This is a genomic window from Streptomyces sp. SM10 (assembly GCF_002910915.1).
In the GTDB taxonomy this organism is placed as follows: Bacteria; Actinomycetota; Actinomycetes; order Streptomycetales; family Streptomycetaceae; genus Streptomyces.
Map to the genome: position 1 here is coordinate 104,854 of NZ_NEUF01000175.1, position 11,147 is coordinate 116,000.

Genomic DNA, 11,147 nt, shown 5'->3' on the forward strand with positions numbered 1-11,147 from the left:
TCCGCCGACGGGCGGACGTGGCCGGGGGAGGGCGGCCGGGGTGTTCCCGTCCCCGTACGGTCGTGCCGAGGCACGGGTCACGGCACGTCCGCCCGTACAGGTCTGCCGAGGCACGGGTCACGGCGACCCGGACGACGCGCCGGAACGGGAAGGGGAGGCAGGGCCCCGACGCGCGCACCGGTACCTGCGCACCGGTACCCGCGGGGGTTCCCCGCCGGGGTGTGGTCGGCCGTGATCATGACATGCTCCTTGGGTGAGGAAAGGCGATCGCCGCCCGGTGGAGACCACTCTTCTCCGCCACGCGCCGCGGCGGATCGGGCGAAAGACAGATCATGAGCGGCCGGCTCGGACTTTCGGCCGGTCGGCGGGAGGGACCGTGAGAGGGATGCCGAAGGCGGCGAACGAGGTGGTCGCGGCCACCCGGGGAATCGGACGGCAGCACCCGCTGCCCGTCACGGCCCGGCTGCTGCTGGTCGGGGCCCTGGCCGCCCTCGTCGTGATGGACTGGGCGGGCGGCGACTTCTACCGCTTCCCGGACAACGGCCCCTCCGCGCTCGGCCCCGCCAAGCTGGGTGGCGCCCTGCTGGGCATCGCCCTCGTCGGTGCCTCGTCCCGGCTCGGGAGCCGCGCGCTCCCGGCGGCCGGGAGCGCCCTCGCGGCCGTGTCACTGTGCCTTTCGGCGGTGCTGCACCTGGAAGCGTCGGTCGGCTCGCAGGCCCTGGGATTCGCCGAACCGGCGTCGCTGGTGTGGCTCCTGCTGATCGTCGCCCGACGGGGCAGGCCGTCGTGGGCCGCGGTGGCCGTCCCCGCGCTCCTGGCGGCGATCGTGCTGCGGCCGGTGTCGGTGGAGGTGAGGCAGTCCACCACCATCATGGCGCTGATCTTCGCCCTGGTGGCGGTCGTCGCGCTGGGCACCGGCCTCGGTATGCGCCTGCTCCTGGTGGACCGGCGGCGGCAGGCGGCGGCGCTCAGGCTGGAGCAGCGGACGGAGTTCGCCAGGGACCTCCATGACTTCGTCGCCCATCATGTGACCGGCATCGTCGTGCAGGCGCAGGGAGCCCATGCGATCGCGGACCGGCGGCCCGAACTGGTACCGCCCGCACTCCAGCGCATCGAGCAGGCGGGTTCGGAGGCGCTGACGTCGATGCGCCACATGGTGGGGATGCTGCGCGACGCCGACGGAGAAGTGGCACTGACGCCGCTGGCCGGCATCGGCGAAGTGCGTTCGCTCGTCGAGGAGTTCTCGGCCGTCGGCGGAGCCCGGGCCCGGCTCGACCTGGAGGGGACCTTCGACGACCTGCCGGTGGAGGTGACCACCACCGCACACCGGGTGGTGATGGAGGCCCTCACCAACGTACGCAAACACGCCCACGGATGCACCGAGGTGCGGGTGCGCGTGGACCGCGCGGGAGACCGGCTCACCGTACGGGTCGGCGACGACGGCCGGTCGCGCCAGGGCTCCCGGAGCGGCTTCGGGCTGAAGGGCCTGGCCGAGCGGGTGGGCCTGATCGGCGGGACCGTCCAGGCGGGCCCGGTGACGTCAGGCGGCTGGGGCGTCGAGGCGGTGCTCCCGGTGACCGCGGCAGCGGCGGTGGCCTCATGACGATCCGGGTGCTGATCGCCGACGACCAGGCCATGGTCCGTGCGGGGTTCGCGATGATCCTCGCCGCCGAGGACGACATCGACGTCGTCGCGGAGGCCGCGGACGGGTTGTTCGCCGTCGAACTGGCCGAGCGTCACCGGCCCGACGTGGTCCTGATGGACATCCGCATGCCCCGCATGGACGGGCTGGAGGCGCTGCGCAGGCTGACGCGCCCCGGGACCGTGAATCCGCCGAAGGTCGTCGTGGTCACGACGTTCGACGACGACGAGTACGTCCAGCGCGCCCTGAGCGAGGGCGCCTCCGGCTTCCTGATCAAGGACTCGGGCCCGGCCCTGCTGGTGGAGGCCATCAGGGCGGCCGCCTCCGGAGAGGCGCTGGTGAGCCCGGCCGTCACCGTCCGGCTGCTGCGACGTCTCACCACCGCCGCGCCCCCTCGCCGGGAGCCGCGGACGGCGCTCTCGGCGCGGGAGACGGACCTGGTGCGTCTGGTGGCCAGAGGACTGACCAACGCGGAGATCGCGGTCGGACTGACCATCTCGGTGGGCACGGTGAAGACCCACCTCGCCAACGTGCAGACCAAGCTGTCCGCCCGTAACCGCGTGGAGATCGCCGCCTGGGCCTGGGAATCCGGCCTGGTCGACGGGCGGGGGTGAGCCCGGTCCGCCCGGCGCGGACATCCGGCCCCGCCGACGCGGCCCGCGTCCCTACAGGCCGCGCAGCCCCTCGTACAGGTTCGCGCAGCCCGCCCAGCAGCCGATGCTGCCGTCGTCGTACAGGCTGCCCATGTACCAGTCGCCGTCGTCGACGGACTTCACGAGGCACAGGCCGTGGAACCCGAGCACGATCTCGGGGCGCATCACCTCGTCGGCGCCGTCGGGGACGACCCACTTCACGGGCCGGTCCGGATCCAGGACGACGGCTCCCTGGTCCCCGGACACGTCGCGGATCTGCTGAAGGGTCCACCCGGCGGGGAGTCGTGCGTCTGCCATCCGTGGATGATCGCACCTGCGGGGCCACAGACCACCGGACGAGGCCACCGCTCGCCGTGGCCGGGGCCTTGGTCACGGCCACGGGCTGCCCCTCCCCTCGCACGGGAGACGCGCACATGCATCACTCGGAGTGCTGCGCCCCCGAGGGCCACTTTCCGTCGGCGAACTGCGTGCCCCAGTAGTAGGGGTTCACCTCCGCGAGGGTCCGTGCCTCCCAACGGACGGGATCGCCTTCCTGAGGGACGGCGACCTCGACGGACGGCCCCCAGAGCGCGAGCCGCTCCTGGCAGACGCCACAGGGCGGCAGGATCAGGATCCTGTCGCGCTCCGGATCACGGCAGACGCAGACCGAGGCGGTGACGATCCGGTCCTGGGTGTAGGCCTGGACGAACGCCCCGGTCTCCTGGCAGAGCGCGACCGATCCGTGCATGTTGTCCAGGCCGACGCTGGTGAGGATGCCGCCGTCCGCGAGCCGTACGGCGGCAGCGCCGCCGGGTTCCCCCGCGGGCCAGCGGCGGTCCATGAGTTCCACGGCCGCTTCCACGAGGTCCTGGTCGAGTTTCATGCCCGGAGTCTGGCAGAACGCTCAGTGACAGTCATGGGCTTTCACGAGGGCCTCGTGCCGGGGGCAGCGATCCGATCGGCGGGCCCCTGGCCTCGGGCACGACTGCCGTCACGTATCACCGCAAAAGGCCTGGCACCTGCGGAAATCCGTAGGTGCCAGGCCGCAACGCTCTGACCTGGGCGCGGCAGAATTCGGTCGGGAGCCCCCAGGTGTCGGTGCACGTTGGCAACTCGGGCGAGGTGTCTTCGGGATTCCAGATTCCTGCCAAGAACGAACCCGTGAACTGAACGTCCTACTCCCGGTTCACCAGCAAGCCGTTCCGAGCAGGGCGATTGACGTGATCTCCTCGTTCCTGCGGGACGCGCCCACGGACAGTACGACCAGAGCATTCCGCCCGCGTCCCGCTGACCGAGCGCTGATGGAGCCCCCTCTCGACCGGTGAGGGGGCTCCGCTGTGCCTGCCCGTCTCAGACCATTCGCTCATGAGTGCCTGATTTTGACGCGTTTCGATGCTCCGTGGGTGGAGCACCCCTTTCCAGGTGATTCGCTGATCCCGGCGCCATTTGGAGACTGATCGGAGGAGCAGGGAAGCGTCCCGGTCGTCAGTGACTGTGCTCGTGCACGCCAAAGGCCCCGGACCATGATCGGTCCGGGGCCTTTGGCGTCGTGCCTGTTCAGGCATGGTGCCCCCGGCAGGATTCGAACCTGCGACACCCGCTTTAGGAGAGCGGTGCTCTATCCCCTGAGCTACGAAGGCGGGGCCCCGGCAACGTGTGTCGGGACCGGTGGACCCGGGCACTCGGTTTCCCGTGAGCCGTGTGGTGCCCGGCCGAGGCCGTGCGCCGGGATCAGTGTAGCGGGTGGGTCCGCCAGGTGCGGGGGTGGCGGGGCGTGGCCGTGGCGACCTGGGGTCCTGTCGGATGTTGTTCTCGGCGGGGAAGGGGGTGGTGACCGGGTAACGGACAGGGTGGTCTGTTTTCAATTCTATTACTCTTAGGGTCGTTCTCGGTCAACTCCGGTCATATAGGGATAGCTGAGGGAAATTGTCGGGTTCGGCTGGTGGGCGATGAACAGAGTCGTGTCAGAGGGTGGTCCGGGATACCGGCAGACTTGTATGATTCCGATTTAGGCAGTGGCGCCGGTAGGTTTCCCCGACCTTTTCTGGGTGCCGTTTCGAGGAAGAGGCAGGCGCAGGCCCATGTACAAGAGGTCCGAGCAGACCCGCGAGGCTCTCGTCAGCGCTGCGGCGGAACTCATAGCCACCGGGCGCTTCGCCGATGCCGGGCTGGTGAACATCTGCCGGGTCGCCGGCGTGAGCAGGGGGGCGCTCTACCACCACTTCGCGTCCATCGCGGAGCTCGTGGCCGAGGTGTACGCGCAGGCGCGCGAGCGGGCGACGGTTCTCGTCGAGGACTCCTTCGCGGGGCCGGCGGCCGACGGCCCCGCGCGGTTCAGCGTCGCGCTCGGGGCCGCGATGGCCAAGGACCAACTCATCTGTGCCGGGATGGGGCTGGGCGCCGACGGAACGGACAGTGCGCCGCTGCTGCGGGACGAGGTCCTGGGGATGGTCCGTGACCGGATGGTCGCGGACGCCCGGGGCGGCGCGGCCCCCGACGCGCTGGCGGATCTGGCCGTGGTGGTCACCGCCGGTCTCGAGTCGCTCGGGTACACCGACAGCGGGTGGTGGGACCCCCGGCAGACGGAGCGGCTCTGGGGCATTCTGCGGCCGCTGTTCGCCGGGGCCGAAGAGGCGGCCGGTACCCAGGCCTGAGCCGGAACCCAAACCTGACGGGACCCAGGCCTGAGCCGAGACCGGGCTCGAGCCAGGGCCCAGCCCCGAACCAGGCAGACCTGAATCAGGTGCCAGGCGGCGAGTCCGGGCTCAGACCTGAGCCGCCGCCGGGGTCCGGGTGGCGGGTGGCTCGGCCGGGGGCTGGAGCGCGGTGATCCGGAGGTGGCTGATCATGCCGGGGTTGGCCAGCCCCGGAAGCAGGAACCGCCACAGCGTGCTGATGCGCTCCGGGAGGTCGCTCCGGTTCGTATACATCTGCGACATCACCTGCATCCCGGTGAACGCGCCGATGATGATCGACGTCGCCTCGGTCAGGTCCACGCCCGGCAGGATCTCGCCCTGCTGCTGCGCCTGCCTCAGCAGCTCGAGTATGGCCGCGCTCGACTGCTCGTACGGCGTGGTCACGGGGCGGGGGAAAGACGTCTGTTCCACGGCCAGGCGCACGCTCGCCCGCAGGACCGGGTCGCGCTGGAGGCGGAAGGCGAACTCGAAGGTGAGGTCGATGACCGACTGGAGCTTCACCTGCCGCTCCGGGACGACCAGTGCCTCGTCGTGCGCGGCCAGCAGGGCGATGGCGATGGCTTCCTTGGAGGGGAAGTGGTGGTACAGGGCGCCTCGGGTCAGGCCCGTGCTCGCCAGGATCTCGTTGGTGCTGGCGGCGTCGAAGCCGCGGGCGTCGAACACCCGGGCGGCGGCTTCCAGGATCGAGAGTCGCGACCGTGTTCCGCGTTCCTGCTTACCCATCCCGGATCCTTGCGCTCGCCACTGGATATCAAACCGACTTGTCTGCATCCTACGGCGAAACACCGGGTGACGTCATTACCCGGGGGCGGGCATTCCGGAAAGACCCCGGGGGCGAGGGTTGCGCGAAGGCCGGGGCGAGCGTTCCGGAGGCGGCCGGCCGTGCGGGTGCCGAGGGCGCCGGGGCTGCGGCCGCGCCGCCCCCGGGCCTCGGCCGCCGCCGGGAGCACCTCAGGGGTGTCCGAGGCGGAAGCCGACCCCCCGTACGGTGATGATCCAGCTGCTCGACCCCAACTTGCCGCGCAGGCTGCTCACATGGGTGTCGATCGTGCGCCCGCGCTGCGACCAGGTGTCCTCCCAGACCTGGGTCATCAGCTGGCGCCGGGAGATGACCGCCCCCGGCTGCGAGGCGAGCAGGTGGAGGAGGTCGAACTCCTTGCGGGTGAGGTCCACCTGACGGCCGTCGAGCGTGGCCTCGCGTGTGGTGGCGTCGATGCGCAGCGGGCCGTGGTCGACGGTCCGGGCGATCTCCTGCCGGGGGCGGGAGCGCCGCATCACCGCCTCGATCCGGGCCAGCAGTTCGCGGAAGCCGTAGGGCTTGACCATGTAGTCGTCCGAGCCGGCCTGGAGCCCCAGCACGCGGTCGAGTTCGCTGCCGCGGGCGGTGACCGTGATGATCGGGGTGTCGCTGACCGCCCGGATGCCGCGGCAGACCTCGAGGCCGTCCAGGTCGGGAAGATCGAGGTCGAGCAGGATCAGGTCGGCCTGGTGGTGCTCCTGCAGGGCCTTGCCGCCGGTGGCCACGCTCTCGGCGTCGTAGCCCTGCCGGAGCAGGGCCTGGACGAGCGTGTCGGCGGCGCGTTCCTCGTTCTCGACGACCAGCACCCGCAGTACGTCACGGTCCCCGGCGCCGGGTGGCTGGGGCAGGGCTGTGATGCGGTGCGGCTGGGGAACCCCGGGGCGATGCTGAGTGGTCCGGGGTTCGAGTAGATCTGAGGCCTGCCGGTTCATCTGCTCCTCCTGAGGCACAGACGTGACATCACGGACTGCTGAATGCTCACGCTCACCGAAGATAGCAAACAGACTTGTCTGATTGTCAACGGCGAAGCGGCTCGGCGAGGCTGGGTGTCGCCACCCCTCTGTGAACTGCAACGTCTGTCATTTTATGGGGAATTGGTCGGCAATTCGCGAGGCTCGCTCCGCGTGCCCCTCGGGTGTCTGGATGCCTGATCAGAAGACTTATCCGGCAAGCTTGCCTGTTTTTCGAACAGGGACAGCGTGAGGGCGCGAAGTGACTGAATGTCCGGCGTGTGTGGTGTGTATGTCACCAGCGGTCCACTTTCGCCCGAAGTCGAGAGCTCTGCTGTCGATCCCCGAGGAGGGTGGTGCCTGTGCGGTACATCCGATTCTGCAGGCGGGCAGACCAAGTTTTTACTTGATATTACGAACCGACCTGTCTGTATCTTGGGACCCAGCAACGAATCGTCGGCCACGGGGGTGGCTGCCGGCGTCAGGCTTGCTCACCCCTGTCCAGAGACATAGATCGGGAGTGCCACGCATGCCGTCCCTTGCCTCAGCACCGTACGAGCCCAGCAGCAGCATCGCCCTGACCCCGCGCCCCGCGGTGTCGCGTCCGGAACTCACCACGACCGTGCCGCGCCAGTACGTCCACCGCGCCTCCGTCTCCGAGGTGCTGCTCACCGGATGGGAGCAGGCCCCGGACAGCCCTGCCGACGGGGCCGAATCCTTCGTCGTGCGGGCGCAGTGGCCCCGGGGGCACTCCCTCTTCTCGCAGGTGGCGGGCTATCAGGACCCGATGCTGCTGATCGAGTCGGTCCGGCAGATCGGATCACTGCTGTCCCACGCGGAGTTCGGGGCTCCCTTCGGGCACCAGTTCCTGATGTGGGACATGTCCTTCGCGACCACCGCGGAGATGCTCGTCGCCGGCCCCGCGCCGACCGAGCTCGAGCTGCACACGGTCTGCAGCGACGTGGTCCGGCGAGGGAGAACGCTCAGCAGCATGCGGTACGACGTCACCGCCGTCGTCGACGGAGTGGCCCTGGCCACCGGGCGCGCGGGCTTCAGCTGCACCAGTCCCGCTGTGCACCGGCGGCTGCGGGGCGACCGCCCCACCAGCACGGGTTACATACCGGGCCGCCCGATCGACCCGGCGCGCGTCGGTCGCACCGGGGCCGGGCACGTGGTCCTGGCCGAGGGCGACGCGGAGGCCGGAGCGAACCGGTGGGCGCTGCGCGTCGACACCACGCACCCGATCTTCTTCGACCACCCGGTCGACCACGTCCCGGGCATGGTCCTCCTGGAGGCGGCCCGGCAGGCCGCGCACGCCTCCACCGGCATGGCCGACGCGCTCGTCCTCGCCCTCGACAGCACCTTCACCCGCTACGCCGAGCTCGACGCGCCCTGTCTGATCGAGGCGACCCCGGGCCGCCCCGACGCGTCCGGCGTCGTCCGGGTGACGGTGGAGGGCACCCAGCAGGGCCAGACCGTGTACTCGGCCGACCTCGTGCTCCGGCCCCGCGACCGCTGAAGCCCGCCCGCGTCGAGTCGACTGGAGAGTGCCGCGTGCACACCACCATGATCACCGGGGCCACCGGATTCATCGGCCGTCACGTCGCCGAGGAGGCCCGGAGCAGGGGTGTACCGCTCAGACTGATGTCGCGCCGCCCCCGGCCGGTCCCGGCCGGGACCGCGCGCACCGGGTCCCGCCCCGTGCAGGAGGTCGTGGCGGATCTCGCTCGGCCGGAGTCGCTCCGGGGCACCTGCGAAGGAGTGGACGTCCTGCTGCACTGCGCCTCGCAGATCGGCGGCGCGGACGACGTCAACGAAGCGGTCAACGCCCGGGGAACCGCGGCCCTGGTCGCGGAGGCGGAGCGCGCGGGGGTGCGGCGCGTCGTCTATCTCAGTACCGCTTCCGTGTACGGCCGCGGGACCTTTCGCAGCGCCGGCCCCGAGGGGCTCGAACGCCGCCCGGGGTCGCCCACCTCCAGGACCCGGGCCGTCGCCGAGGACGTCGTACGCGCCGCCGGAGGGATCGTGCTCCGGCCCCATCTGGTGTACGGGACGGGGGACACCTGGGTCGTCCCCGCAATGGCGTGGCTGCTGCGGGCCCTGTCCGGCGCCTCAGCGGGGTGGCACGCCCGCATGTCCGCCGTCGCCGCGCCCGAACTGGCCCGGCTGGTCATGGGGGTGGGGTCCGCGCCTGCCGGGAGGCTGACCGCGTCCGTCTACCACGCCGCGCACCCGCGGCCGGTCACCGCGGCCGATCTGCTGCGCGCCGTCTCCGGGTGCATGGAACTGCCCCCGGCCCACGGCCGTATGTCCCTCGGGGAGGCGCGCGAACGGCTCACCGCGGCGAGTCTGCCGCTGCACGCACTGGACATGCTGGCCACCGATCACTGGTTCGACAGTGCCCCGCTGTGGGCTGATCTGGACCAGACGCCGGGCCCCGGATTCGACAGCGATTTCGCGGAGTCGCGGGAGTGGTACCGACGTGTGGTCCGGGCGGCCTGAGCGTCACCGTCCTGTCCGGATGCGGCGGCCGTACCGGCTGCCGCATCCGCCATTCTGGGGAGAACTCCCCGCTCTTCGGGGACTTTTGACGGGCGTCTGACCATTTCCTGCCAGTCTCTCGACACAGCTGGACGACTCCTGGGAATGTCCACCCAGTTCTGTACCCCCATGCGTTGAACACAAGGGCGGGGATCGAACAGTCTGGTGACTCCGAGCGAGTCAGGAGACGTTCATCGTGCGTAAAGTGCTCATCGCCAACCGTGGTGAAATCGCTGTCCGTGTTGCTCGGGCTTGCCGGGATGCCGGAATCGCGAGCGTGGCCGTCTATGCCGATCCGGACCGGGATGCTCTGCATGTGCGGGCGGCCGATGAGGCGTTCGCTCTGGGCGGTGACACTCCGGGGGCGAGTTACCTGGACATGGCGAAGGTGTTGCAGGCGGCGAAGGATTCCGGGGCGGACGCGGTCCATCCGGGGTACGGGTTCCTGTCGGAGAACGCGGAGTTCGCGCAGGCGGTGCTGGACGCGGGTCTGACGTGGATCGGTCCGCCGCCGCACGCGATCCGGGATCTGGGTGACAAGGTCGCCGCCCGGCACATCGCCCAGCGTGCCGGTGCCCCGCTCGTGGCCGGCACCCCCGACCCGGTGTCCGGGTCGGGCGAGGTCGTGGAGTTCGCGGAGAGGAACGGCCTGCCGATCGCGATCAAGGCGGCCTTCGGCGGGGGCGGGCGTGGTCTGAAGGTGGCCCGCACGCTTGAGGAGATCCCGGAGCTCTACGACTCGGCGGTCCGTGAGGCGGTCGCGGCGTTCGGCCGCGGGGAGTGCTTCGTGGAGCGCTACCTCGACAAGCCCCGCCACGTCGAGACGCAGTGCCTGGCCGACACCCACGGCAACGTCGTCGTCGTCTCCACCCGTGACTGCTCGCTCCAGCGCCGCCACCAGAAGCTCGTCGAGGAGGCCCCGGCCCCCTTCCTGTCCGAGGCACAGAACGCCGAGCTCTACGCCGCCTCGAAGGCCATCCTGAAGGAAGCCGGCTACGTCGGCGCCGGCACCGTCGAGTTCCTCGTCGGTGTGGACGGCACGATCAGCTTCCTCGAGGTCAACACCCGCCTCCAGGTCGAGCACCCGGTCACCGAGGAGGTCACCGGCCTCGACCTCGTGCGCGAGATGTTCCGGATCGCCGACGGTGAGGAACTCGGCTACGGCGACCCCGCGGTGCGCGGCCACTCCTTCGAGTTCCGCATCAACGGCGAGGACCCCGGCCGCGGCTTCCTGCCCGCCCCCGGCACCGTCACCCTCTTCGCCCCGCCCACCGGCCCCGGCGTCCGCCTCGACGCCGGCGTCGAGTCCGGCAGCGTCATCGGCCCGGCGTGGGACTCGCTCCTGGCCAAACTGGTCGTGACCGGCGCGACCCGCGAGCAGGCCCTGCAGCGCGCCGCCCGCGCCCTGGCCGAGTTCCAGGTCGAGGGCATGGCCACCGCGATCCCCTTCCACCGGGCCGTCGTCACCGACCCCGCGTTCACCGCCGACCCCTTCACGATCCACACCCGGTGGATCGAGACGGAGTTCGTCAACGACATCAAGCCCTTCCAGGTCCCCGCCGACCAGGACACCGACGAGGAATCCGGACGCGAGACCGTCGTCGTCGAGGTCGGCGGCAAACGCCTCGAAGTGTCCCTGCCCTCCTCGCTCGGCATGAGCCTGGCCCGCACCGGACTCGCCGCCGGAGCCAAGCCCAAACGCCGCGCCGCGAAGAAGACCGGCTCCGCCGCCTCCGGCGACACCCTCGCCTCACCCATGCAGGGCACGATCGTCAAGATCGCCGTCGAAGAGGGCCAGGAAGTCAAGGAAGGCGACCTCATCGTCGTCCTCGAAGCCATGAAGATGGAACAACCCCTCAACGCCCACCGCACCGGCACCGTGAAGGG

General features: G+C 70.6%; 10 protein-coding genes and 1 tRNA gene. 6 read left to right on the top strand and 5 right to left on the bottom strand.

The genetic code is table 11. The annotated features are described in order from the left end of the window. The first annotated feature begins 385 nt into the window (after window positions 1-385). Complete coding sequence (locus B9S57_RS29245) at window positions 386-1,603, top strand: sensor histidine kinase (protein ID WP_103760183.1); 1,218 nt, start codon at window positions 386-388, stop codon at window positions 1,601-1,603. Further along, window positions 1,600-2,256 carry a response regulator transcription factor gene (locus tag B9S57_RS29250; protein WP_103760184.1) on the top strand — a complete coding sequence of 219 codons (657 nt, stop codon included), beginning with the start codon at window positions 1,600-1,602 and terminating at the stop codon, window positions 2,254-2,256. Before B9S57_RS29245 ends, B9S57_RS29250 begins: the two co-directional genes overlap by 4 nt. A gap of 51 nt (window positions 2,257-2,307) precedes the next feature. On the opposite strand, the gene B9S57_RS29255 is transcribed toward B9S57_RS29250, so the two are convergent. The 3 genes from B9S57_RS29255 to B9S57_RS29265 all read right to left on the bottom strand — a co-directional run bounded on the left by B9S57_RS29255 (window position 2,308) and on the right by B9S57_RS29265 (window position 3,914). After that, entirely contained in the window at window positions 2,308-2,592 is a 285-nt protein-coding gene (locus B9S57_RS29255; protein ID WP_103760185.1) for a hypothetical protein, read from the bottom strand. 121 nt (window positions 2,593-2,713) lie between these two features. Further along, a complete protein-coding gene (locus B9S57_RS29260) occupies window positions 2,714-3,157 on the bottom strand; it encodes a cytidine deaminase (protein ID WP_103760186.1) in 444 nt (147 codons plus the stop codon). Window positions 3,158-3,838: 681 nt separating this feature from the next. Further along, window positions 3,839-3,914 (bottom strand) — tRNA-Arg (locus B9S57_RS29265). Between the two features lie 441 nt (window positions 3,915-4,355). Here B9S57_RS29265 and B9S57_RS29270 point away from each other — a divergent pair. Continuing rightward, on the top strand, window positions 4,356-4,928 hold the full coding sequence (locus B9S57_RS29270) for a TetR/AcrR family transcriptional regulator (RefSeq protein WP_103760187.1): 573 nt from the start codon (window positions 4,356-4,358) through the stop codon (window positions 4,926-4,928). 111 nt (window positions 4,929-5,039) lie between these two features. Here the strand turns inward: B9S57_RS29270 and B9S57_RS29275 are convergent, their stop codons facing one another. Both B9S57_RS29275 and B9S57_RS29280 read right to left on the bottom strand, forming a co-directional pair. Next, window positions 5,040-5,693, bottom strand: coding sequence for a ScbR family autoregulator-binding transcription factor (locus tag B9S57_RS29275; protein ID WP_103760188.1), 654 nt, complete (start codon window positions 5,691-5,693; stop codon window positions 5,040-5,042). Between the two features lie 228 nt (window positions 5,694-5,921). Further along, window positions 5,922-6,701 carry a response regulator transcription factor gene (locus B9S57_RS29280; RefSeq protein ID WP_103760189.1) on the bottom strand — a complete coding sequence of 260 codons (780 nt, stop codon included), beginning with the start codon at window positions 6,699-6,701 and terminating at the stop codon, window positions 5,922-5,924. Window positions 6,702-7,248: 547 nt separating this feature from the next. Here B9S57_RS29280 and B9S57_RS29285 point away from each other — a divergent pair. From B9S57_RS29285 to B9S57_RS29295, 3 genes are all read left to right on the top strand, one after another. Next, a complete protein-coding gene (locus tag B9S57_RS29285) occupies window positions 7,249-8,238 on the top strand; it encodes a ScbA/BarX family gamma-butyrolactone biosynthesis protein (protein ID WP_103760190.1) in 990 nt (329 codons plus the stop codon). Window positions 8,239-8,273: 35 nt separating this feature from the next. Continuing rightward, window positions 8,274-9,221, top strand: a complete 948-nt coding sequence (locus B9S57_RS29290; protein ID WP_258036690.1) for an NAD(P)-dependent oxidoreductase — start codon at window positions 8,274-8,276, stop codon at window positions 9,219-9,221. Window positions 9,222-9,456: 235 nt separating this feature from the next. Then, a partial coding sequence (locus B9S57_RS29295; protein ID WP_103516340.1) for a biotin carboxylase N-terminal domain-containing protein occupies window positions 9,457-11,147 on the top strand: 1,691 nt, incomplete at its 3' end.

Excerpts from the sequence above, each read along its gene's own strand:
- B9S57_RS29245 (WP_103760183.1), top strand. The coding sequence starts at position 386 with ATGCCGAAGGCGGCGAACGAGGTGGTCGCGGCCACCCGGGGAATCGGA.
- B9S57_RS29250 (WP_103760184.1), top strand. The coding sequence starts at position 1,600 with ATGACGATCCGGGTGCTGATCGCCGACGACCAGGCCATGGTCCGTGCG.
- B9S57_RS29255 (WP_103760185.1), bottom strand. The coding sequence starts at position 2,592 with ATGGCAGACGCACGACTCCCCGCCGGGTGGACCCTTCAGCAGATCCGC.
- B9S57_RS29260 (WP_103760186.1), bottom strand. The coding sequence starts at position 3,157 with ATGAAACTCGACCAGGACCTCGTGGAAGCGGCCGTGGAACTCATGGAC.
- B9S57_RS29270 (WP_103760187.1), top strand. The coding sequence starts at position 4,356 with ATGTACAAGAGGTCCGAGCAGACCCGCGAGGCTCTCGTCAGCGCTGCG.
- B9S57_RS29275 (WP_103760188.1), bottom strand. The coding sequence starts at position 5,693 with ATGGGTAAGCAGGAACGCGGAACACGGTCGCGACTCTCGATCCTGGAA.
- B9S57_RS29280 (WP_103760189.1), bottom strand. The coding sequence starts at position 6,701 with ATGAACCGGCAGGCCTCAGATCTACTCGAACCCCGGACCACTCAGCAT.
- B9S57_RS29285 (WP_103760190.1), top strand. The coding sequence starts at position 7,249 with ATGCCGTCCCTTGCCTCAGCACCGTACGAGCCCAGCAGCAGCATCGCC.